Source organism: Cellulosimicrobium sp. 4261 (assembly GCF_040546915.1).
GTDB lineage: Bacteria > Actinomycetota > Actinomycetes > Actinomycetales > Cellulomonadaceae > Cellulosimicrobium > Cellulosimicrobium cinnabarinum.
In genome coordinates, this window is the sequence record NZ_JBEPOQ010000003.1 from 1 (window position 1) to 21,452 (window position 21,452).

At 76.9% G+C, this 21,452-nt stretch carries 23 protein-coding genes; 16 read left to right on the forward strand and 7 right to left on the reverse strand.

Features of this window, described 5'->3' with window-relative positions; translation table 11 throughout:
* Nucleotides 1-151 precede the first annotated feature (151 nt).
* Complete coding sequence (locus ABIE39_RS04580; RefSeq protein WP_175007736.1) at nucleotides 152-1,024, reverse strand: HAD-IB family hydrolase; 873 nt, start codon at nucleotides 1,022-1,024, stop codon at nucleotides 152-154.
* A 49-nt stretch (nucleotides 1,025-1,073) separates the two neighbouring features.
* On the opposite strand from ABIE39_RS04580, the gene ABIE39_RS04585 reads away from it, so the two are divergent.
* Entirely contained in the window at nucleotides 1,074-1,364 is a 291-nt protein-coding gene (locus ABIE39_RS04585; RefSeq protein WP_255436971.1) for a glutaredoxin family protein, read from the forward strand.
* A 58-nt stretch (nucleotides 1,365-1,422) separates the two neighbouring features.
* Nucleotides 1,423-2,097, forward strand: a complete 675-nt coding sequence (locus ABIE39_RS04590) for a redox-sensing transcriptional repressor Rex (RefSeq protein ID WP_021482510.1) — start codon at nucleotides 1,423-1,425, stop codon at nucleotides 2,095-2,097.
* A gap of 118 nt (nucleotides 2,098-2,215) precedes the next feature.
* Here the strand turns inward: ABIE39_RS04590 and ABIE39_RS04595 are convergent, their stop codons facing one another.
* On the reverse strand, nucleotides 2,216-2,767 hold the full coding sequence (locus ABIE39_RS04595; protein WP_043655749.1) for a YceI family protein: 552 nt from the start codon (nucleotides 2,765-2,767) through the stop codon (nucleotides 2,216-2,218).
* Nucleotides 2,768-2,934: 167 nt separating this feature from the next.
* On the opposite strand from ABIE39_RS04595, the gene ABIE39_RS04600 reads away from it, so the two are divergent.
* From ABIE39_RS04600 to ccsB, 6 genes are all read left to right on the forward strand, one after another.
* The gene (locus tag ABIE39_RS04600; RefSeq protein WP_175007737.1) at nucleotides 2,935-3,465 is read left to right on the forward strand and encodes a MarR family transcriptional regulator; all 531 of its coding nucleotides are present in this window, start codon (nucleotides 2,935-2,937) and stop codon (nucleotides 3,463-3,465) included.
* 92 nt (nucleotides 3,466-3,557) lie between these two features.
* Nucleotides 3,558-4,229 (forward strand): histidine phosphatase family protein, encoded by a 672-nt coding sequence (locus ABIE39_RS04605; RefSeq protein ID WP_354050628.1) that lies wholly within the window; start codon nucleotides 3,558-3,560, stop codon nucleotides 4,227-4,229.
* Between the two features lie 211 nt (nucleotides 4,230-4,440).
* Entirely contained in the window at nucleotides 4,441-5,019 is a 579-nt protein-coding gene (locus ABIE39_RS04610) for a TlpA disulfide reductase family protein (protein ID WP_175007805.1), read from the forward strand.
* A gap of 56 nt (nucleotides 5,020-5,075) precedes the next feature.
* Nucleotides 5,076-5,870: a cytochrome c biogenesis CcdA family protein gene (locus tag ABIE39_RS04615; protein WP_175007806.1), complete on the forward strand. Its 795-nt coding sequence runs from the start codon at nucleotides 5,076-5,078 to the stop codon at nucleotides 5,868-5,870.
* Nucleotide 5,871: 1 nt separating this feature from the next.
* Nucleotides 5,872-7,782 carry a cytochrome c biogenesis ResB family protein gene (gene resB, locus ABIE39_RS04620; protein WP_175007739.1) on the forward strand — a complete coding sequence of 637 codons (1,911 nt, stop codon included), beginning with the start codon at nucleotides 5,872-5,874 and terminating at the stop codon, nucleotides 7,780-7,782.
* Nucleotides 7,783-7,785: 3 nt separating this feature from the next.
* Nucleotides 7,786-8,808 (forward strand): c-type cytochrome biogenesis protein CcsB, encoded by a 1,023-nt coding sequence (gene ccsB, locus ABIE39_RS04625; protein WP_108051253.1) that lies wholly within the window; start codon nucleotides 7,786-7,788, stop codon nucleotides 8,806-8,808.
* Nucleotides 8,809-8,978: 170 nt separating this feature from the next.
* Here ccsB and ABIE39_RS04630 read toward each other — a convergent pair whose 3' ends face one another.
* The gene (locus ABIE39_RS04630; protein WP_175007740.1) at nucleotides 8,979-9,446 is read right to left on the reverse strand and encodes a PLDc N-terminal domain-containing protein; all 468 of its coding nucleotides are present in this window, start codon (nucleotides 9,444-9,446) and stop codon (nucleotides 8,979-8,981) included.
* Between the two features lie 31 nt (nucleotides 9,447-9,477).
* Between ABIE39_RS04630 and ABIE39_RS04635 the strand changes: the two genes are divergently transcribed.
* Nucleotides 9,478-9,795 (forward strand): DUF4229 domain-containing protein, encoded by a 318-nt coding sequence (locus tag ABIE39_RS04635; RefSeq protein ID WP_354050630.1) that lies wholly within the window; start codon nucleotides 9,478-9,480, stop codon nucleotides 9,793-9,795.
* A gap of 55 nt (nucleotides 9,796-9,850) precedes the next feature.
* On the opposite strand, the gene ABIE39_RS04640 is transcribed toward ABIE39_RS04635, so the two are convergent.
* Nucleotides 9,851-10,720 carry a 1,4-dihydroxy-2-naphthoate polyprenyltransferase gene (locus tag ABIE39_RS04640; RefSeq protein WP_074808794.1) on the reverse strand — a complete coding sequence of 290 codons (870 nt, stop codon included), beginning with the start codon at nucleotides 10,718-10,720 and terminating at the stop codon, nucleotides 9,851-9,853.
* A gap of 67 nt (nucleotides 10,721-10,787) precedes the next feature.
* Nucleotides 10,788-12,056 (reverse strand): AMP-binding protein, encoded by a 1,269-nt coding sequence (locus ABIE39_RS04645; protein WP_354050632.1) that lies wholly within the window; start codon nucleotides 12,054-12,056, stop codon nucleotides 10,788-10,790.
* Between the two features lie 95 nt (nucleotides 12,057-12,151).
* On the opposite strand from ABIE39_RS04645, the gene ABIE39_RS04650 reads away from it, so the two are divergent.
* Together ABIE39_RS04650 and ABIE39_RS04655 are read left to right on the forward strand one after the other, a co-directional pair.
* Nucleotides 12,152-13,222: a DUF3048 domain-containing protein gene (locus ABIE39_RS04650; protein WP_354050634.1), complete on the forward strand. Its 1,071-nt coding sequence runs from the start codon at nucleotides 12,152-12,154 to the stop codon at nucleotides 13,220-13,222.
* 131 nt (nucleotides 13,223-13,353) lie between these two features.
* On the forward strand, nucleotides 13,354-13,611 hold the full coding sequence (locus tag ABIE39_RS04655; protein WP_108051261.1) for a hypothetical protein: 258 nt from the start codon (nucleotides 13,354-13,356) through the stop codon (nucleotides 13,609-13,611).
* 9 nt (nucleotides 13,612-13,620) lie between these two features.
* Here the strand turns inward: ABIE39_RS04655 and ABIE39_RS04660 are convergent, their stop codons facing one another.
* Together ABIE39_RS04660 and ABIE39_RS04665 are read right to left on the reverse strand one after the other, a co-directional pair.
* On the reverse strand, nucleotides 13,621-14,628 hold the full coding sequence (locus ABIE39_RS04660; RefSeq protein ID WP_354050636.1) for a 1,4-dihydroxy-2-naphthoyl-CoA synthase: 1,008 nt from the start codon (nucleotides 14,626-14,628) through the stop codon (nucleotides 13,621-13,623).
* The gene (locus ABIE39_RS04665) at nucleotides 14,625-15,554 is read right to left on the reverse strand and encodes an EamA family transporter (RefSeq protein WP_354050638.1); all 930 of its coding nucleotides are present in this window, start codon (nucleotides 15,552-15,554) and stop codon (nucleotides 14,625-14,627) included. The genes ABIE39_RS04660 and ABIE39_RS04665 overlap by 4 nt, the downstream gene beginning before the upstream one ends.
* A gap of 66 nt (nucleotides 15,555-15,620) precedes the next feature.
* Here ABIE39_RS04665 and pdxR point away from each other — a divergent pair, with 66 nt between their 5' ends.
* From pdxR to menD, 5 genes are all read left to right on the forward strand, one after another.
* Nucleotides 15,621-17,090 (forward strand): MocR-like pyridoxine biosynthesis transcription factor PdxR, encoded by a 1,470-nt coding sequence (gene pdxR / locus ABIE39_RS04670; RefSeq protein ID WP_354050640.1) that lies wholly within the window; start codon nucleotides 15,621-15,623, stop codon nucleotides 17,088-17,090.
* A gap of 32 nt (nucleotides 17,091-17,122) precedes the next feature.
* Nucleotides 17,123-17,734 (forward strand): TetR/AcrR family transcriptional regulator, encoded by a 612-nt coding sequence (locus ABIE39_RS04675; protein ID WP_354050641.1) that lies wholly within the window; start codon nucleotides 17,123-17,125, stop codon nucleotides 17,732-17,734.
* Nucleotides 17,735-17,768: 34 nt separating this feature from the next.
* Complete coding sequence (locus ABIE39_RS04680) at nucleotides 17,769-18,488, forward strand: DUF1345 domain-containing protein (RefSeq protein ID WP_175007747.1); 720 nt, start codon at nucleotides 17,769-17,771, stop codon at nucleotides 18,486-18,488.
* A gap of 71 nt (nucleotides 18,489-18,559) precedes the next feature.
* Nucleotides 18,560-19,558 (forward strand): o-succinylbenzoate synthase, encoded by a 999-nt coding sequence (locus ABIE39_RS04685; RefSeq protein WP_354050643.1) that lies wholly within the window; start codon nucleotides 18,560-18,562, stop codon nucleotides 19,556-19,558.
* A complete protein-coding gene (menD, locus tag ABIE39_RS04690; RefSeq protein ID WP_354050645.1) occupies nucleotides 19,555-21,441 on the forward strand; it encodes a 2-succinyl-5-enolpyruvyl-6-hydroxy-3-cyclohexene-1-carboxylic-acid synthase in 1,887 nt (628 codons plus the stop codon). The genes ABIE39_RS04685 and menD overlap by 4 nt, the downstream gene beginning before the upstream one ends.
* Nucleotides 21,442-21,452: the final 11 nt, after the last annotated feature.

Below are 21,452 nucleotides of genomic sequence, written 5' to 3' on the forward strand. Positions count from 1 at the left end.
TGGGCCCCCCTGCCCCACCCCCCCCCCGCGGGGGCGGGCGTGTGGGCCGGCCGCGGCGGGCCCCCCCCCCCCCCCCGGGGCCCCCCCCCGCCCCCCCCCGGGGCCCGGGCCCCCCCGCGTCTCCGGCGGTCGCCGTCCCCCGCAGGCCGGGTCAGAGGCGCGCGATGCGCCGGTCGACGGCGCGGCGCACGGAGCGCAGGACGAGCGCGGCGGCCCAGGCGGCGCCGGCCCAGCTCGCGGTGCGGACGCTGCTGCGGGCGACGCGGCGGCGGCGCCCGCGGAACTCGCGGATGGGCCAGCCGACGTCCTGCGCGTGGCGGCGCAGGCGCGCGTCGGGGTTGATGGGGCACGGGTGCCCCACGGCCTCCATCATCGTCACGTCGTTGAGCGAGTCGCCGTACGCGTACGACGCCTCGAGGTCGATGCCCTCGCGCTCGGCGAGCGCCCGCACCCCGGCGGCCTTGGCGCGGCCGTGCATCATGTCGCCGACGAGCCGTCCCGTGTAGAAGCCGTCCTCGTGCTCCGCGACGGTGCCGAGCGCGCCCGTCGTGCCGAGCCGACGCGCGATGAGCTCGCCGATCTCGACGGGGGTCGCGGAGACGAGCCACACCTGGTGCCCGGCGGCGAGGTGCTCGTCGAGCAGACGGCGCGTGCCGGGGTAGATGCGCAGCGACAGGACGGTGTCGTAGACCTCCTCGCCGATCGCGGTGACCTCCGCGACGGAGCGCCCGGCGATGAGGTCCAGGGCGCGCGAGCGGATGCGGTCGATCTGCCGCTTGTTCTCGCCGAACACGAGGTACCGGGCCTGGTGCGCCGCGAACCGCACGATGTCGAGCGTCGAGAAGAACTCGCGCTGGTACAGGGCGCGCGCGAGGTGGAACGACGACGCGCCGCGGATGATCGTGTTGTCGACGTCGAAGAACGCGGCGGTCCGGTGCGGCGGCCCGGGGGCGCGCGCGGGGGCCTCCTCGGGGAGCGTCGGCCGGGAGGTCGGGTCGGGGCCCGGGCCGGGAGACGTCGCCATGCCTCCACTCTAGGCGGTCGGGCTGCCGGGGCCTCGTACCCTGGGAGGCGTGAGCACCTCCGACGCCCCCGCCCCGGTCCTGCTGTTCGGCCGCGCGGGCTGCCACCTGTGCGACGACGCGCGGGCGGTCGTCGAGGCGGTGTGCCGCGAGGCCGGCGTCGCGTGGGCGGAGGTCGACGTCGACGCGCCGGGCGCGGACCCGGCGCTGCGCGAGCAGTACGGCGAGTACGTGCCGGTCGTCACGGTCGGCGGCGTGCAGCAGGGCTTCTGGCGCGTGGACGCGCGTCGGCTGGCGCGCGCGGTGGCCCGGATTTCGGTGCCGCGCACGGACCTGGGATGATTCCTCCCGGTGGAGCGTGACCGTCGACGAGGACGGTCCCATGGACGACGGAGTGACGGTGGCTGAGCAGGTAGTCGGTGAGGTGACGGCGCCGGGGATCCCGAGCGCGACGGTGGCGCGGCTCCCGTCCTACCTGCGTGCGCTGCGCGACCTCGTGGCGCGGGGCGTCGGGACGACGTCGTCGGTCGAGCTCGCGGAGCTGTCCGGCGTGGGCCCGGCGCAGCTGCGCAAGGACCTGTCCTTCCTCGGCTCGTTCGGCACGCGCGGCGTGGGCTACGACGTCGACTCGCTGGCGCAGTACATCACCGAGGCGCTGGGCCTGGTCGACGAGCACCGGATCGCGATCGTCGGGATCGGCAACCTGGGGCACGCCCTCGCGAACTACTCGGGCTACGAGCAGCGCGGCTTCCACGTCGCGGCGCTGCTCGACGCGTCGCCGGACGTCGTCGGGACGCGGGCCGCGGGCCTCGTCGTCGAGCACGTCGACGCGCTCGAGGAGGTCGTGGAGCGCGAGAAGGTGTCGATCGTCGTCCTCGCGACGCCTGCGGCGCACGCCCAGGCGGTCGCGGACCGCGTGGTCGCGGCCGGGGTGCGCGAGATCCTCAACTTCGCGCCGCGCGCGCTCCAGGTCCCGGCGGACGTCGACGTGCGCGGCGTGGACGTCGGCAGCGAGCTGCAGATCCTCGCGTTCCACTCGCAGGCCCGCGCGCTCGCGGCGTCGCAGGAGCGCTGAGCGGGCCCGGCGCCCGGACCCGGGGGGACGAAGGGCCGCGTGCTCTGCACGCGGCCCCTCGGGGCGGCACCCCTGCCGGTGGGCGCCGGTCTCGCCCGGGACGTGCCCGGGAGGACGGTCAGGCCTGCTTGATGGCCGAGACGTCGAGCGCGATCTTGATCTTGTCGCCGACGAGCACGCCGCCGGTCTCGAGCGCGGCGTTCCAGGTGAGGCCGAACTCCTTGCGCGAGATCTCGGTGGTCGCCTCGAACCCGGCGCGCGGGTTGCCGAACGGGTCGGTCGCGGTGCCCGCGAACTCGGTCTCGAGCTCGACCGGCTTGGTGACGCCGTTGATGGTCAGGTCGCCCGCCACGACGTAGTCGTCGCCGTCGCCCGTGATGCGCGTCGACGTGAACGTCCACGTCGGCTTGTTCTCGGCGTCCCAGAAGTCGGCGCTGCGCAGGTGGTTGTCGCGGTTCTCGTCGCCCGTGCTCACGGACGCGGCGTCGAGCTGGGCGGTCACGGACGTCGACTCGAGGTCGTCGCCCACGGTGATCGTGCCGTCGGTGATCGCGAGGGTGCCGCGGACCTTGGAGATCCCGGCGTGGCGGACGGTGAACGACGCCTGCGAGTGCGACGCGTCGAGGGCGTAGGTACCGGTGGTGAGGCCGGCGGGCAGCGACGAGGCCATGGGTGCTCCTGTGGTGGTCGGGGTCCTGGCGGACCCAAGTGGTTGAAGGTTCAACTTCGGACGAGCGTATCAACAGCACCCCTCGATCCGTCTATTCCCGGTGGGGTGGAACAATGTTCCGCGACGCCCCGCACCGCCCCCAGCCCCTCCCGCACCGCCGAGGACCCATGACCAGCAACGACGTCGACATCCCGACGGCGAGGAACGTCCGCACCGCGGCAGTCGCCCCGACCGGCGAGCCGCGCTGGCTCGACACCGAGCAGCAGCGGCTGTGGCGCGCCTACCTCGACGGGACCGTGCGCTTCATCGAGGCCCTGGGTCGTGACCACGAGGAGCGGTCCGACGTGTCCCTCAACGAGTACGAGCTGCTCGTGCGCCTCTCGGAGAGCCCCGACCACACGCTGCGCATGTCGGCGCTCGCGGACGGTCTCGCCCGCTCGCGCAGCCGCGTGACGCACACCGTCGCGCGCATGGAGGCGCGCGGCCTGGTCCGGCGCTCCGCGAGCTCGGGCGACCGCCGCGGCGTGAACTGCGCGATGACGAGCGAGGGCTACCGCGTGCTCGTCGCGTCGGCGCCCGCGCACGTCGCGGCCGTGCGCCGTTACCTGGTCGACGTGCTCACGCCGGAGCAGTTCCGCGCGCTGGGCGAGGCGATGGCCGCCGTCGCCGAGGCGTGCAAGGCCGACCGCGACACCTGACCGGCCCGTCCCGGCGCGTCCCCGCCCGTCCCGTCCCGCGACGTCGGCCCGCGATGGCGTGCGCTCGCCCCGAGTGCGGGACACTGGTGGGCATGGTCTCCACCATCGTCCACCTCTTGCGCCACGGCGAGGTCCACAACCCCGACGGCGTCCTCTACGGCCGGATCCCCGGCTACCACCTCTCCGAGCGCGGGCACGAGATGGCTCGCCGCGTCGCCGCGCACCTCGCCGGCGAGCCCGGGCCCGACGGCACGTCGCGCCCGCGCGCCGACCTCACGGTCGTCGTGGCGTCGCCGCTGCAGCGCGCGCAGGAGACCGCGACGCCAGCCGCCGAGGCGTTCGGGCTCGAGCTCGGCACGGACGAGCGGCTCATCGAGGCCGCGAACCACTTCGAGGGCAAGACCTTCGGCGTCGGCGACGGCTCGCTGCGGCACCCGCAGCACTGGCCCTACCTGTGGAACCCGTTCCGCCCGTCGTGGGGCGAGCCGTACGTGGAGCAGGTCGCGCGCATGCGGGCCGCCGTCACCGACGCGCGGGACAAGGCGGCCGGGCACGAGGCGCTGCTCGTCAGCCACCAGCTCCCGGTGTGGCTCACGCGCCTGAGCTTCGAGAACCGCCGGCTCTGGCACGACCCGCGCAAGCGCGAGTGCTCGCTCGCGTCGCTCACGTCCCTGCACTTCGAGGACGACCGCCTGGTCGGCCTGCACTACACCGAGCCGGTCGCGGACCTCCTCCCGGGCGCGGCGACCGTCTCGGGGGCGTGACGTCGGTCATGTCCAGCGCTGTCGCCATGGTCGCCACGCCCGAACTGCGCGGTTCGGGCGTGGCGGAGGTCACGTCTCTCAGGTCCCGTTCAGGAAGCGCGGGCAGGGTGCGTCCCGTGATGCCGTCGTGACCGCCGACTCGCGCGCGCGCGCCGCGCGCCCCCTCTCCGTCGAGGCGCGGGCTGCTGCCGTGCCGTCGCGTCGCCGACCCGTGCGCCGGGCGCTGACGGGCGCCGTCGTGCTCGCCGCGACCCTCGGCCTCGCGGCGTGCGCCGCCCAGGACTCCGGCGCGACGACCGACGTCGTGGGCCAGGGCTTCGTCTCGGGCGACGGGTCGGTCCGCACGTGGGACGCCGACGAGCGCGGCGATGTCGTCGCGCTCACGGGCACGGACTACGAGGGCGAGCAGGTCGACACGAGCGCGTGGCTCGGGGACGTCGTCGTGCTCAACACCTGGTACGCGGCGTGCGCGCCGTGCCGGGCCGAGGCGCCCGACCTCGTGGCGCTCGCCGACGACCGCGCCGACGACGGCGTGCAGGTGCTCGGGATCAACACCACCGACGAGGCGGGTGCCGCCCAGGCGTTCCAGCGTCGGTTCGACGTCCCCTACCCGTCGATCGACGACCGCTCCGGCGAGGTCGTCGCGGCGCTCTCGGGAACCGTCCCGCTCCAGGCCGTGCCGTCCACGGTCGTGCTCGACCGCGAGGGCCGTGTCGCGGCGCGCGTCATCGGGCTCGTCGAGGGCTCGACGCTCACCGCCCTGGTCGACGACGTCCTCGCCGAGAGCTGACCGTGCCCGTCCTCACGCCCCTCGCCGCCGCCGTCCCCGCGGCCGCCGCGTCGAGCATCGGCGACACCTTCGCGACGACCGTGTGGAGCGGCTCGATGCTGCTCGCGGTGCCCGTCGCGGTCATCGCCGGTCTCGTCTCGTTCGCGTCCCCGTGCGTGCTGCCGCTCGTGCCGGGGTACGTCGGCTACGTCTCGGGCATGGCCGCCGCCACCACCGGCAGCGGAGGCAAGGCGTCCGGGGGCACGACGACGGCCACCCGGGTCGCGGCACCGAGCCGGGGCCGCGTGCTCGCGGGGGTCGGGCTGTTCGTCGCCGGGTTCACGCTCGTGTTCGTGGCGCTCATGTTCGCGGCGGGCGCGATCGGCGTGCACCTGGTCCGCTGGGAGGACGTCATCACGCGCGTGCTCGGCGTGGTCGTGATCCTCATGGGCTTCGCGTTCCTCGGCGCGCTGCCCTTCCTCCAGCGCGAGCGGCGCCTGCACGTGAGCCCGCAGGCCGGGCTGTGGGGGGCGCCGCTGCTCGGCATCGTGTTCGGGCTCGGCTGGACCCCGTGCCTCGGCCCCACGCTCGTCGCCGTCCAGGCGCTGTCGCTCAGCGAGGCGTCGGCGGGGCGCGGCGCGATCCTCGGCGTCGCGTACTGCCTCGGGCTGGGCGTGCCCTTCCTCCTCATCGCGCTGGGGCTCCAGAGCTCGCAGCGCATGCTCGGGTTCCTGCGCCGGCACCGTCTCGCGATCATGCGGATCGGCGGCGGGCTGCTGGTGCTCATCGGTCTGGCGCTGGTCACGGGCCTGTGGACGACGTGGACGACGTCGCTGCAGGGCTGGATCGGTGGATACGTGACGGTGGTGTGAGATGAGCCAGCGGACCGGCGAGCCGGGCGAGACCGAGCAGACCCAGCAGGCGGACGAGGCGGAGAAGACCGTGCGGACGGGCTACCGCCCCGAGGGCATCGACGACGCGTTCTCCGCGGGCGACGGCCCGGGGGACCGGACGCCGTCGGGCGGGAAGGGTGGCGCGCGCGGCGACGGGCCGGCGCTCCCGACGCTCGGGTGGCGCGGCGCGCTGCGCTGGACGTGGCGACAGCTGACGAGCATGCGCGTCGCGCTCATGCTCCTCATGCTGCTCGCGGTCGCCGCGGTGCCCGGGTCCGTCCTGCCGCAGCGCCCGCAGGACCCGGCGGCGGTGCTCCGCTACCTCCAGGAGAACCCCACGACGGGGGAGTGGCTCGACCGCCTCGGCTTCTTCGACGTCTTCTCCTCGGTGTGGTTCTCGGCGATCTACATCCTGCTGTTCGTCTCGCTCGTGGGGTGCATCCTGCCGCGGACGAAGGCGCACTGGCAGGCGCTGCGGTCCCGGCCGCCGCGCACGCCCCGCCGCTTCGACCGGTTCCCCGCGCAGGGCCGCGCCGTCACGGACGCGACGCCCGACGAGGTCGTCGAGGCGGCGAGCTCGCACCTGCGGGGGCGCCTGTCCTGGCTCCCGACCTTCCGCGTCGACACCGGCGCCGAGGACGCGGCGCCCGCGCGCGGGCGCGCCGCCGCCCGGCCCGCCGCCCGGACGGTCTCCGCGGAGCGCGGCTACCTGCGCGAGACCGGGAACCTGCTGTTCCACCTGTCCCTCGTCGGGCTGCTCGTCGCGGTCGCGACCGGCCAGCTCCTGCACTACCGCGGCCAGGCGATCGTCACCGAGGGCCGCGGGTTCGCGAACGCCGTCGTCGACTACGACACGTTCGAGAACGGCGCCTGGTTCCGCCCGTCGTCGCTCGTCCCGTTCTCCATGACGCTCGACGCGTTCGAGTCGGAGTTCGCCGCGGACGCCGCGGCATTCGCCCAGTCGCGCGACTTCACGGCGTTCGTCACGGTGCGCGACCCCGACGGCGGGACGCACGAGGAGACCATCAAGGTCAACCACCCGCTCACCGCGGGGGGCGCGAAGATCTACCTCCAGGGCAACGGGTTCGCGCCCGAGGTCACGGTGCACGACGCCGACGGCGAGGTCGCCTTCTCGGGCCGCGTGCCGTTCCTCCCGGAGGACACGATGTACACGTCGCGCGGCGTCATCAAGGTGCCCGACGTGTCGGACGGCCTCGACCAGGTCGGTCTCGTCGGGTACTTCCTGCCGACGGCCGAGCTCAGCGCCGACGGCGAGTCCGCGGCGTCGGTGTACCCGCAGCCGATCAACCCGCTCCTCGTGCTCGAGGTGTACCGGGGCGACCTGGGTCTCGACGAGGGCCTGCCGCAGAACGTCTACCGCCTCGACACCGACGACCTCACGCCGTCGGTCGACGAGGACGGCGAGCGCGTGAAGATCCTCGTCGCGCCCGGCGAGACCGTCGACCTCCCGGACGGTCTCGGCACCATCACGTTCGACTCCCTGCCGCGCTACGTGGCCCTCGACCTGCGGCACGACCCGTCGCTGACCTGGGTGCTCGTCTTCTCGCTCGGCGCCCTGCTGGGCCTCGCCGTCTCCCTCTTCACACCGCGCCGCCGCGTCTGGGTGCGGGCGTGGCGTGAGGAGGTGCCCGGCACGGCCGACGACGACGCGCCGCGCGAGCGGACGGTCGTCGCCGTCGCGGGCCTCGCCCGGGGCGACGACGCCGGGCTCCAGGGCGAGGTCGACTCGCTTCTCGCCGCGCTCCCCGGCGTGGCACCATCGGGTGAGGGCGACCTCACCTCGTCGTCGGGGCGCGCCCCGGCGGACGGCACCCGCCCGACCGGGCGTCCCGCACAGGACCCGACAGCGCGACCGCGCACGAAAGGCTGACCGATGACCCTCGCCGAGCTGAGCCAGGACCTCGTCTGGGCCGCAGCCACCGCGCTGACCCTCGCGCTCGTCGCGTTCGCGATCGACCTCACGCGGCTCGCGGGCCGCGTGGACGTCGAGCAGGCCGACGCGCGCGAGCGCACCACGGACCGCGCCGAGGTGCTCGCCTCCGCCGGTGCCCCGTCGGCGTCCCCCTACGGACCGGACGCGACGGGCACCGTCGCGGGCGCGCCCGCCGCCGACGCGCCGGAGCCGTCGCGCAAGGCGGGCAACATCGGCATCTCGCTGACCTGGCTCGGCACCGCGCTGCTGCTCGTCGCGATCGTCACGCGCGGCGTCGCGGCCGGCCGCACGCCCTGGGCCAACATGTACGAGTTCACGCTCGTCGGCACGTTCGTCGCCCTCGCGGCGTTCCTCGTCGTCTCCCTCAAGCGCGACGTCCGGTTCCTCGGCTCGTTCGTCACGGGGCTCTCGGTCCTGTTCCTCGTGCTCGCCCAGAACGCCTTCTTCGTCGTCGCGACGGGCGTGCAGCCCGCGCTCCAGTCCTACTGGCTCGTCATCCACGTCGGCGTCGCGATCGTCGCGACGGGCATCTTCACCGTCGCGTTCGTGACCTCGGTGCTCCAGCTGCTCCGCGACTCGCGCGACTCGGGCAACGCGTTCCTCGGAGCGCGCGGGTGGCGCTGGCTCGACTCGACGCCCGGCCCGCTGCAGCTCGAGGCGCTGAGCTTCCGCCTCAACGCGGTGGCGTTCGTGCTGTGGACCTTCACCCTCATCGGCGGCGCGATCTGGGCCGAGCACGCGTGGGGCCGCTACTGGGGCTGGGACCCCAAGGAGGTCTGGAGCTTCGTCGTCTGGATCGTGTACGCGGCGTACCTGCACGCGCGCACGACCCGCGGGTGGTCCGGCCGCCGCGCGGCGTACTTCGTGATCGTCGGCTACGCGTGCGTGCTCTTCAACTTCACCGGCGTGAACCTGCTGTTCAACGGCAAGCACTCGTACTCGGGCCTCAACCCGGGCGACTGACCGACCGTCTCCCGCCGCCGCGTCGCAGCACGACGACAAGGGGCCGCCGTCCGATCCGGACGGCGGCCCCTTGTTGTCTGCTGCGGGCCGGGTGGTGCGAGCTCGTGGTGCTGCGGGCCGGGTGGTGCGCGCCGCGTCGTGGCGCGAGCCTGGGGCCCTGCGGGGGCGCCTCAGCGCGTCGCGTCGTCGCCGTCCTCCGAGGGGTTGCTCGCGCCGGGGCGGCGCGCGTCGCCGTCGTCGGTGCGCTCGTCCTCGGGCGTCGCGTCCGTGGCCGGAGCGTCGTCGGCGGTCGGCGTCGGGGAGCCGTCGCGGGCCTGGCGGCGCTGCTGCTGCTCGAGGCGCCAGAGGAACTCGGGGTCGTCGTCGGGCGCGACGGGCGCGCTGCGCCGCCGCCGCGTGCCCCCGGCGGCGGAGCCGGGACCGGGGCGACCGGCGGGCCGGGCGCGCGTGCCGGACCGCGACGCGGAGCGCTTGACGAGGATCCAGGCGATCGGGCCGAGGAACGGCAGGAGGATGATGAGCACGACCCACAGCCCCTTGGGGATGCCGCCGCGTTCGTCCTCGTCGCTCGAGGCGAGGTCGACGAGCGCGTAGACGGCGAGACCGACGGCGAGGAGCGGGAGCAGGACGCGGAGCATGGCTCCAGCCTACGGGCCGTACCCTGGAGTCGTGCCTGTCGTCGTCTACTCCGTCCTGCGCCTGCTGCTCCTCGCCGTCGCGCTCGGCGCCCTCTGGTTCGCCGGCCTCCGCGGCTGGCTGCTCGTGCTCGTCGCCGCCGTCGTCGCGCTCATGCTGTCCTACCTGACGCTGAGCAAGCCCCGCGAGGCGGCCTCGCGCTACCTCGCCGCCCGGGCCGAGCACCGCGCCCGGACGGGCGAGCGCTTCTCCCGCGAGATCGAGGACGACGCGGCGGCCGAGGACGCGGAGGCAGACGCCGACGCCGACGCCGACGCGACAGGCCGTCCGGGAACCTCCCCGGCGCGCTGACCGGGAACGTCCCGGCCGGGATGCTCGAGCCGCTCCGCCGGGGCGGAGGACGCGCTCAGAGCGCCAGCCCGACCCCCAGCAGGACGCCGTAGCCGAGCTCGAACAGGCCGGTGCCCGCGAGCACCGGGACGAGGAGCGGACCGCGCGCACCCGCGATCACCGGGACGGTGAGGAGCGCGGCGGGCAGCAGGAGCACGAGCGTCCCGAGCGCCCACGGCGACGCGAACGCGCACACGACCGCCAGCAGGAGCGGGACCCAGATCATCGCGACGTAGGCGCGGCGCGCCCGGAAGTCGCCGAGCCGCACCGCGAGCGTGCGCTTGCCCGCCACGACGTCGGTGGGGATGTCACGGATGTTGTTGACCATGAGGATCGCGCACGCGAGCAGGCCGACGGCGACCGCGCCGACCGCGGACGGCCACGTGACGACCCCGGCCTGGGTGTACGTGGTGCCGAGCGTCGCGACGAGGCCGAAGAACACGAACACCCCGACCTCGCCGAGGCCGCGGTATCCGTAGGGGTTCCGCCCGCCCGTGTAGTACCAGGCGGCGAGGATGGCGAGGGCGCCGACCGCCAGGAGCCACCAGTGGCCCGTGACCGCGCACAGGACGAGCCCCAGCACGCCCGCGACGCCGAACGCGGCGAACGCCGCGGCGCGGACCTGCCCGGGGCGCGCGAGCCCGGACGCGGTGAGCCGCAGCGGCCCGACGCGGTCGAGGTCGGTGCCCCGCACGCCGTCCGAGTAGTCGTTGGCGTAGTTCACACCGACCTGGAGCGCGAGCGCGACCCCGAGGGCGAGCAGCGCGGGCCAGAACGCGAACCCGTCCACCTGGGCCGCGGCACCGGAACCCACGATGACGGGCGTCGCGGCGGCAGGGAGGGTGCGCGGGCGTGCGCCCGCGACCCACTGGGTCGTGCTGGCCATGGTGCTCCGTCTCGGTCGTGCGTCTCGGTCGTGCGTCTCGGTCGTGCGGCGGGTGGTCGGGCCGGGCTCAGCCGGGCTGCGTCCGCCCGTGCCCGACGGCGATCCGGGCCACCGCGGCGCGGTCCACCTTGCCGGGCCCGCGCCGGGGGAGGTCCGGGACGACGAGCACGCGGCGGGGTGCGGCCGCCCGCTCCAGCCTATCCGCGACGCGGCCCCGCACGGCGGCGACGAGATCGGGCGGTGCGCTCGCCACGTCCCCGGCGCCCGCCGTGCCCGGCGTGGCACCGTCGCCGCGCTGCGCGCCCGCGAGCGTGACGACCGCGACGACCTCGTGGCCCCACTCCGGGTGCGGCACCCCCACGACGCAGGTCTCCCCGACGCCTGCGACCTCGCCGACCACGGCCTCGACCGCCGCCGGGGCGACGTTCACGCCGCCCGACACGATCACGTCGTCCGCGCGGCCGAGGACGGTGAGCACCGGTGCGTCCGGCGGGCCGTCGAGCCGGCCGAGGTCGCTCGTGCGGAACCAGCGCGTGCCGTCGTCGTCCGTGCGGAACGCGGCCGCGGTCGCGTCCGGCTCCCCGAGGTAGCCGTGCGCGAGGAACGGCCCCGAGAGCTCGACGACGCCTGGATCCGCGTCGTCCGCCGGGACCAGCCGGACGCGGGCCCCCGGGAGGGCGACGCCGTCGTACACGCAGCCGCCGCACGTCTCCGTCATGCCGTACGTGGTGACGACGCGGACCCCCGCGGACCACGCGCGGCGCAGCAGCGCGGGCGGCGTCGCCGCGCCGCCGAGGAGCACGGCGTCGAGCGCGCGGAGCGCGTCGAGCCCCGCGGCGCCGTCGTCGGTCCCGGCGTCCGCCGCCGCGACGAGGCGGTGGAGCTGGGTCGGGACGAGCGAGACGTACCGGCGCTCGCCGCGCGGGGCGCGCGCGACGAGCGCCGCGAACCCGCCCGGGGTGAAGGGCTCGCCCGGGGGTGCGACCGTGAGGCCCCGCCCCGCGGCGTGGGCGCGCGCGACGACCTGCACCCCGGCGACGTGCGTCGGGGGCAGCGTGAGGAGCCAGTGCCCCGGGCCGCCCAGCCGCTCGTGCGTCGCGGCGCCCGACGCGCGCAGCGCGTCCGCACCGAGCAGCACCTCCCGGGGCGTGCCCGTCGAACCCGACGTGCGCAGCACGAGCGCGGTGCCCGCAGGCACGTCGGCCGGGGTCGATCCGGAGCCCGGGGGCCGGGGGAGCAGCGGGACGGGCGCGACGGGCGGGCCGTCGCCGTCGAGCGCGGCCCCGACCGCCGCGACGAGGGCGTCCAGATCGGCGGGGACGACGGCGCGGTTCACCGGATCAGCCTAGGTCGGGTCGTACCGTGGCCGAGGACACAGGTCCGTCGCGGTGCCGGCACGGGCAGGGGCCCCGGGCCGTCGGGAGGTCGAGGGTGACGAGGACGGGACGAGGAGTCCGGGGGACCGCGCTCGCCGCGGTCGTGACGGCGGCGGCGGTCGCGCTCGCCGGGTGCGCGGGCGAGCCGGCGACGCCGAGCACCACGACGGTCGAGCCGGACGTGTCCGGCGCCAAGGGGGACCCCCCGACGCCGGACGTCCCCCTCGTGTGGCCCCTCACGGGCGTCGCGGCCGACGAGGTCGCGGACCGGCCGGCGCTCGCGGTGAAGATCGAGAACGCGCCCCAGGCACGCCCGCAGACCGGGCTCGAGCAGGCGGACGTCGTGTGGGAGGAGGTCGTCGAGGGCGGCATCACCCGCTTCGTCGCCGTCTTCCACTCGCAGGTGCCGCAGAGCGTGGGCCCCGTCCGCTCGGTGCGGCCGATGGACCCGGCGATCGTCGCTCCGCTGCACGGCGTCCTCGCGTACACGGGCGGGCAGCAGCCCTTCATCGATGCCGTGGGGGCCGCGGGCGTCCAGTCGGTCGTCATGGACGAGGGCGACGACGGCTTCACGACCACCCGGGCGCGGCGCGCCCCGCACAACGTGTACGGCAGCCCCGAGACGTTCTGGGCCCAGGCCGACGACGACCGCACGTCCCCGCCGCCCGCGCAGCTCGTGTTCGCGCGCGAGCCGGGGACGGCGACCGCGACGGTCGCGGGCGCTCCCGCGACCCGGCTCGACGTGCGCCTCACCCACGCGAGCCGCGCCGTGTGGGAGTGGGACGGCGGCGAGGGCCGCTACGTGCGGAGCGAGGGCGACCGGCCGGCGGTCTCCGCGGACGAGGTGCGGCTGTCGGCGACGAACGTCGTGCTGCTCGCCGCGACGATGGTGGACACGCCGTTCAAGGACCCGGCGGGCGTGGCCGTCCCCGAGACGCAGCTCGTCGGGACCGGTGAGGGCGTCGTCGCGAGCGGCGGCAAGCAGGTCGCGGTGACGTGGTCCAAGGAGGGGGTCGAGGCTCCGCTCGTGCTCACCGGGGCGGACGGCGAGCCGGTCGAGCTCGAGCCGGGCGCGTCGTGGATCGAGCTCGTGCCGACCGGCTCGGGGAGCTGGACCGCCGGCTGACCTTCCGCAGTGGGGCGGACGGCGTCCGCCCCACGGCGTACGACCGCTCCGCCCCGAGGGGGACCGCCCGCCGCTCAGGTCGAGCCGCGGGGCCGACGCGCCGAGGGGGTCCCGGGCGGCACCGTGGAGTCATGGCAACCGTCGTCCCGCACCCCGTCCACCCGTCCCAGCCCCGCACCCCGTCCGAGGGCGCCCCGCAGCGCGCGGACCAGACCCCGCTCCCGCCGTCGTACGCGCCGCGCGCGTCGCGCGACGACGAGCCCGGCGTCGCCCGCTCGGCCGCCCCGGTCGTCGTCTCCGTCGGGCTCCTGTTCGGCCTCGCCGTCGCGGCGGCGTTCGTCGGCCGCGGCCTCATCGAGATGCTGACGAGCCTCGTCGGCGGCTCCTGAGCCTGCTCGTCAGAACGCGTAGCCGAAGCGTCCCCAGTCCGGGTCGCGCCGCTCGAGGAACGCGTCGCGGCCCTCGACGGCCTCGTCCGTCATGTACGCCAGCCGCGTCGCCTCGCCCGCGAAGACCTGCTGCCCCATGAGCCCGTCGTCCGCGAGGTTGAACGCGAACTTCAGCATCCGGATCGCCTGCGGCGACTTCGTCGCGATCACCCGCGCGTACTCGATCGCGAGCGCCTCCAGGTCCGCGTGGTCCGCGACCTCGTTGACCGCGCCCCACGCGTACGCGTCCTGCGCGGAGTACTCCCGTGCGAGGAAGAAGATCTCTCGCGCGCGCTTCTGGCCCACCTGCCGCGCGAGGTACGCCGAGCCGTAGCCCCCGTCGAACGACCCGACGTTCGCGTCGGTCTGCTTGAACCGCGCGTGCTCGCGGCTCGCGATCGACAGGTCTGCGACGACGTGCAGCGAGTGCCCGCCGCCCGCGGCCCAGCCGTTGACGACCGCGACCACGACCTTCGGCATCGTCCGGATGAGCCGCTGCACCTCGAGGATGTGCAGGCGGCCCGCGCGCCCCGGGTCGACGGCGTCGCGCGTGTGCACGTCGCCGCCGCCGTCGGGCGCGGTCGTGTACTGGTAGCCGGAGCGCCCGCGGATCCGCTGGTCGCCGCCCGAGCAGAACGCCCACCCGCCGTCCTTGGGCGACGGCCCGTTGCCCGTGAGGAGCACGGTCCCGACGTCCGACGTCATGCGCGCGTGGTCGAGGACGCGGTACAGCTCGTCGACGGTGTGGGGCCGGAACGCGTTGCGCACCTCGGGCCGGTCGAACGCGACGCGGACCACGGGCAGGTCGCGCGCGACGGCGCCGCCGGCGTCGCGCTCGACGCCGCGGTGGTACGTGAGGTCGGTGAGGCCCTCGAAGCCGCCGACCTCGCGCCAGGCGCGGGGGTCGAACGTCTCGGAGACCTGGCGGGGGAGCGCGGCGGGGTCGGGCGCGGCGGAGGCGGGGTCGGTGCTGCTCACGCCCGCCACGGTAGCCGGTGCGCGAAGGGCCGGCGTCCGCGCGTCGGGGCGAGGCCGAGCACGAGCCCGGCACCGACCACGAGCGTCCCGACGACCGACCGCGCGGTCGGCTCCTCGAACCCGAGCACGACCGACGCGGCGAGCGCCGCCACGGGCAGCAGGCCCGCGAACAGCCCGGCGCGCGCGGGACCGATCGTCGCGAGGCCGGAGTACCAGAGGAGGAACGCGACGGCCGTGACGACGACGGCGAGGTAGGCGAGCGCGGCGAGCTCGGCGCCGTCGGGCACGGCGAGGAACGGGCTCCCCGACACCCGCTGCCGCACGAGCCCGAGCACGGCGAGCTGCGGGACGGCGAGGACGCACGCGTAGGCGGAGACGCGCAGCGCCCCGAGCGTCGGCAGGAGGGGGACGGCGAGCAGGGAGAAGGACACCTCGCACGCGAGCGCGCCGAGCGCGAGCGCGACGCCGACGGGGTCGCCCGCCCCGCCGCCCTCGACGACCACGACCCCGGCGGTCACCACGACGGCGGCCGCGAGGGTGCGGACCGCGAGCCGCCGGGCCCGGAGGGCGCCCGCGGCTGCGAGGACCACGGGCGAGGCACCCACGACGGCCCCGACGAGCGACGGGTCGGCGCGGCCCGCGCTCTCGACGACGAGGACGCTGAAGCCGACGAGCCCCGTGGCCGCGAGCGCGGTCAGGCGCCCGAGCGCCCGGGGCGAGGGGAGGACCCGCGGCACCCGGCGCACGGCGAGGACGGCGAGCAGGAGGAGCGCGGCGACGGCGTAGCGCGCGGCCTGGCCGCCCAGCACCGGGAACCCGGCGAGGGCGGCGGACGCGACGAACGACGAGCCGACGATCGCCATGCCGGCGGCGCAGCGCAGGTCGCCGGTCCGCCGGCTGCCGGGACGGTCGGGTGCGGGAGTCATGCCTCGACCGTAGGAGTCGGCTGGACCAGGGTGCAGGGCCAGGTCGTGCCTGGTTCACTGGTCCAGATGACGACCCGGCTCGCGCCCGACGCCCTGCTGCTCGCGCTCGGTCCGCGCCCCGCGCGCGACGTCGGCCGCTGGCTGCAGGACGGCCTGCGTGCGGCCGTCGTCGAGGGGCGGGTGCCGGCGGGCACGGTCCTGCCGTCGGGCCGGGACGCCGCCGTCGCGCTCGGGGTGTCGCGCGGCACGGTGACGACGGCGGTCGACGTGCTCGTCGGTGAGGGGCTGCTCGTGTCCCGGCCGAGGTCGGGTGTCGTCGTCGCGGCGCTCCCTGCGGCGCCGTCCGCCCGGGGCGCGGTGCTGCTCGGCGAGGCGGGCTCCGGAGCCGCCCGGCCCGGCGCCGCGGCGGCCCGGCCGGTGAGCGTCGGGACGCCGGACCCGGCGCTGTTCCCTCGGGCGGCGTGGGCGCGCGCCGTCCGCGACGGCGTGCGCGGGCTTGCCGACGCCGACCTCGGCTACCCGGACCCCCAGGGCCTGCCCGCGCTGCGCGCGGCGCTCGCGGAGCACCTGCGCCGCAGCCGCGGCGCGCACGTGAGCGCCCGCGACGTCGTCGTGGTGAGCGGCGTGGCCCAGGCGCTCGCGCTGCTCGCGCGGCTGCTCGCCGACGGCCGGGTGGCGCCGGGGCCGGACCCGGGCCCAGGCCCGGGGCCCGTCACGGTCGCCGTCGAGGACCCGTCGTCCCGCGGCGCGCTCGAGCTCCTGCGCGACGCGGGGACCCGGCCCGTCGGCGTGCCCGTGGACGCCGACGGCCTGCGGACCGACCTGCTCCCCGGCGACGCGCGCGCGGCCCTCGTGACGCCCGCGCACCAGTTCCCGCTGGGCGTCGTGCTCGCCCCGGCGCGCCGTCGTGCGCTGCTCGCGTGGGCCGCCGCGGGGGACCGCCTCGTGCTCGAGGACGACTACGACGCCGAGCTGCGCTACGACCGCCGGCCCGTGGCGTCGGTGCAGCCCCTGGACCCCGGGAGGGTCGTGCTCCTCGGGTCCGTCTCCAAGCTCCTGTCGCCCGCGCTGCGGCTGGGCTGGGTCGTCGCGCCGCCGCGCGTCGTCGGGCCGCTCGTCGAGGCCAAGCGCCACGCCGACCTCGGCACGTCCGTCCCCGAGCAGGCGGCGCTCGCGGCGCTCCTCGGCTCGGGGACGTACCAGCGGCACCTGCGCCGGGCCCGGGCGGTCTACCAGCGGCGGCGCCGCGCGCTGCTCGTCGCGCTCGGCGAGGCCCTGCCCGGCGTCACGGTCGGGGGCGTCGCGGCAGGTCTCCACCTCGTCGTCCCGCTCCCCGGCCCGGCGGCCGAGGACGCGGCGGTCGACGGCCTGCGCTCGGCCGGCGTGCCCGTCGAGCCCCTGAGCGGGACGGGCGTCGGGCGCGCCGAGCCGACCGAGCACGGCGTGGTCGTCGGCACCGCGCGCGTGCGCGAGCCCGACGTCGCGCGCGTCGTCGACGCGCTGCGGGCGGCGGGCGCGGGACGCCTGCCCGCCTGACGACCACGCGGCAGGTGCCCTACGGTGTGCGGGTGGGGACGACGCCGACCGAGACCGCCGACCGACGACCCGCACCGCGGCGCCAGGCGCGCGGTGTCGCGCGCCGGGACGCGATCGTCCGCGCCGCCGCGGAGCTCATCCTCCAGGACGGCCCCGCCGCGGTGACGCACCGCGCCGTCGCGACGCGCGCCGACGTCCCGCTCGCCGCCACCACCTACTACTTCACCGGCCTCGACGACCTCATGGGCGCGGCCGGCGAGCTCATCGTCACCGGGTGGGCGGAGCACGCGCACGGCGCCGCGGAGCGCGCGGCTCGCGGCGGCGACCGGGCCCGGGAGGACGCGCGCGTCCTCGTCGACGCCGTCCTGCCGCCCGGCGGGGAGAGCGAGCTGAGGGGCTTCTACGAGCACCTCGTCGGCGCGGGCCGCTACCCGGCGCTCGCCCGGGCCTACGGCACGGGGCGGCAGGGGCTGGACGACGCCGTCGCGCAGCTCCTCGCCGTCCGGGGACTCGGCCACGTCGCGGCGTCGCTCCTCGTCGCGGTCGTCGACGGCGCCGCGGTGAGCGCGCTGAGCGAGGGCCGCGACGTGCGGGCGCTCGCCGTCCGCCTCGTCGGCGAGCTCGTGGCACCCGGACCGCGCTGAGGTCGGGCGCAGCGGCCGGGTAGCCTCGCGGCCCATGACCCGACGCCCGTCCACCGCCCGACCCGCCCTGCGCGACCGCCTCGTCCCCGAGAGCACCCGGACCCTCGTCTCGACCGTCGTCGCGCTGGTGACCGGCCCGGTCGTCGTGCTCCTCGCGGAGGACCCGCTCGGCCTCGACGACCGGACCGTCCCCGTGGCGGCGGGCCTCCTCGTCTGGGTCGTGCTCGCCGGGCTCTCCTGCGCGCTGACGTGCGTCGCGTTCGCCGGGCGCCGCGGCCCCGAGCTCGAGCGGGCGCTGCTGCGCGCGCACCCCGACGGGCGCGGCCGCGTCCGCAGGCTGCTCCTCGGCGGCGGGTCGACGGCGTGGTCCGTCCAGTTCGCGGTCATGGCGCTGCTCGTCGGGTTCGCCCTCGCCCAGGGCGTCGCGTGGGCCGCGGCCCCCGCGCTGACCGTCCTGGGTGTCGCGGTCATCGTCGTGTCGTGGGTCGCGGTGCTCGTGTCACACACCGTGCACTACGCGCGCCGCGACGTCGCGGCCGGCGACGGCCTCGGGTTCGCGTTCCCCGGCGAGGGACCGCGCGCCTACGCCGACTACGTGTACCTCGCCGCGGGCGTGAGCACGACCTTCTCGACCGCCGACGTCACGGTGCTCGACACGGTCACGCGCCGGATGGTCACGACCCACGCCGTCGTCGCGTTCGCGTTCAACGCCGTGATCGTCGCGCTCGTCGTGGTGGTGCTCGTCAACGCGTGAGCGCCGTGCCCGTGCCCGTGCGCCGCGCCCGGGCCGCGGGCCGACGACGACGCGTGGCATAGCCTGGGCGCGTGCCCGACTCCCGCGCCGTCGTCTACCGCACCCGACTCACCACCCGGTTCCGCGGGCTCGACGCGCGCGACGGCGTCCTCCTGCGCGGGGACGCCGGCTGGGGCGAGTTCTCGCCCTTCTGGGACTACGACGACGCCGAGTCCGCGGCCTGGCTGCGCGCCGCGCGCGAGGCGGCCGACGACGGCTGGCCCGCCCCCGTCCGTGACCGGGTCCCCGTGAACGTGACCGTCCCCGCGGTCGGGCCGGACCGCGCCCGGGAGCTCGTCACCGCGTCCGGCGGGTGCCGCACCGCCAAGGTCAAGGTCGCGCAGCGCGGGCCCGACGGCGCGCTCGAACCCCTCGACGCCGAGGTCGCGCGCCTCGAGGCCGTGCGCGACGCGCTCGGCCCGGGCGGTCGGGTGCGCGTCGACGCGAACGGCGCCTGGGACCCCGACGAGGCGCTGCGCCGCCTCCCGCACCTCGACCGCGCCGCGGGCGGTCTCGAGTACGTCGAGCAGCCGTGCCCCGACGTCGCCGGTCTCGCGGCCGTGCGGCGCGGCCAGCGGGGCGACACCGCCGTGCCCGTCGCCGCGGACGAGTCGATCCGGCGCGCCGAGGACCCGCTCGCCGTCGTGCGCGCGGACGCGGCCGACGTCGTGGTGCTCAAGGTGCAGCCGCTCGGCGGCGTGCGCGCGTGCCTCGACCTCGCCGAGCAGGTGCGCCTGCCCGTGGTCGTGTCGTCGGCGCTCGAGTCGTCGGTCGGCATCGCCGCGGGCGTCGCTCTCGCCGCCGCGCTCCCCGCGCTGCCCTACGCGTGCGGCCTCGCGACCGTGAACCTGTTCGCCGCCGACGTCGTGGCCGAGCCGCTCGTGCCCGTCGACGGGGCCCTGCCCGTGGCCCGCCCCGCGCCGAGCGCGGCGGCGCTCGCGGCGACCGCGCCCGACGCGGGCACCGACCGGCGGTGGCGGGCGCGGCTCGAGCGCGTCGCCGGCCTCGCGCTCGCGGGAGGGGCACGATGAGCGCCGCCGTCGACCCGCTGCTCGACGGCCTGGACGCCCAGCCGCCCGCGGTGCGCAGCGCGTTCGCGCTCGTGCACCGCCTCGCGCTCGAGGGCGTCGCGGACGTCGTGCTCGCCCCCGGGTCGCGCAGCGCCCCGCTCGCGTACGCGCTCGCGGCCGCGGCCGACCTCGGCCGCCTCACGCTGCACGTGCGCGTCGACGAGCGTGCGGCCGGGTTCCTCGCCGTCGGGCTCTCGCGCGGCGCGGGGCCGCTCGTGCGCGGCGGCGTCGCGCTGCCCCGGCCCGTCGCGGTCGTCACGACGTCCGGCACGGCCGTCGCGAACCTGCACCCCGCGGTCCTCGAGGCGCACCACACGGGCGTCCCGCTCGTGCTCCTCACCGCCGACCGGCCGCACGAGCTGCGCGGCACGGGCGCGAACCAGACCACCCACCAGGCCGGGATCTTCGGCCCCGCGACACGGTTCGCCGCGGACGTCCCGGCGCCCGACGGCCGTCCGGGCGAGGTCCGTGACCTCCTCGCCGTCACGGCGCGCGCGCTCGCCGAGGCGGTCGGCGCGCGGTCGGGTCACCCCGGCCCGGTGCACCTCGACCTCGCGTACCGCGAGCCGCTCGTGCCCGCCGGGCTGCCCGGCACCCCTCCCGACGCTGGGCCCGCTGCGCTCGGCGCTCCCGCGGCCGTCGGCCCGGACCCCCGCGGCGTCCGCCCGATCGTCGTGGTGCCGGCCGCCCCCGCGGCCGTGCCGACCGCCGTCGCGCCGGGCGACGTCACCGAGCCGCTCGGCACGCCCGTCGCGCCCGTCGCGATGCCGGCCCCCGGCGAGCGGACGGTCGTCGTCGCGGGCGACGGCGCAGGGCCCGTCGCGCGCGACCTCGCCGAGGCGCGCGGCTGGCCGCTGCTCGCCGAGCCGTCGTCGGGGGCGGCGGGCGGCCCGCGCCTCGTCGTCGCCCACCCGCTCGTGCTCGGGGTCGACGCGCTCGTGGACGACGTGGAGCACGTCGTCGTGCTGGGGCGGCCCACGCTCTCGCGGCCGGTGCAGCGGCTGCTCGGCCGGGGTGACGTCGCGGTGACGGTCGTGGCGCCGGGCGCACGGCCCTGGCCCGACGCCGCACGCAACGCCTCGACGGTGCTCCCTGTCGTGCCCGCGGGCTGGCTCGACCCCGCGCCCGCCACGGGCTGGGCCGAGCGGTGGCGGGCGGCGTCGGCCGCGGCGGCGGACGTCGTCGCGGTGGCGACCGACGGGACCCGGACGGACGGCCCGAGCGTCGCGCGCGCGGTCGCCGCGGCGGGCGGCCCGGACGACCTGCTCGTCGTCGGGTCGTCGAGCCCGGTCCGCGACCTGGGCCTCGTGCTCGGCCTCGACGGGCCCGGGCCGCGCGTGCTCGCCAACCGCGGGCTCGCGGGCATCGACGGCACCGTGTCGACGGCGCTCGGCGCGGCCCTCGCGACGGGCCGGGGCCACCGGCGCACGCGCGCGCTGCTCGGCGACCTCACCTTCCTCCACGACGTCGGCGGGCTCCTGCGCGGACCGGACGAGCCGCACGCCGACCTGCAGCTCGTCGTCGTGAACGACGACGGCGGCGCGATCTTCGCGGGGCTCGAGCCCGGGGCGCTGGGCGAGTCGTCCGCGGGCGCGCGCCGCACGTTCGAGCGTGTCTTCGCGACGCCGCACGGCGCGCACCTCGCGCCGCTGTGCGCGGGGTTCGGGGTGGACCACCAGCTCGTCCAGGACGTCCCCTCGCTGCGCCACGCCCTCGCGGCGCCGAGCCACGGCGTGCAGGTCCTGGAGGTGCGCGTCGGGCGCGCGGACCGTCGTCGCGAGGGCCTGCGCCTCGCGGACGACGTCCGGGCGGCCGTGCGCGCGGCGCTGTCCTCGGGCGGCTGAGGGGCGCGAAA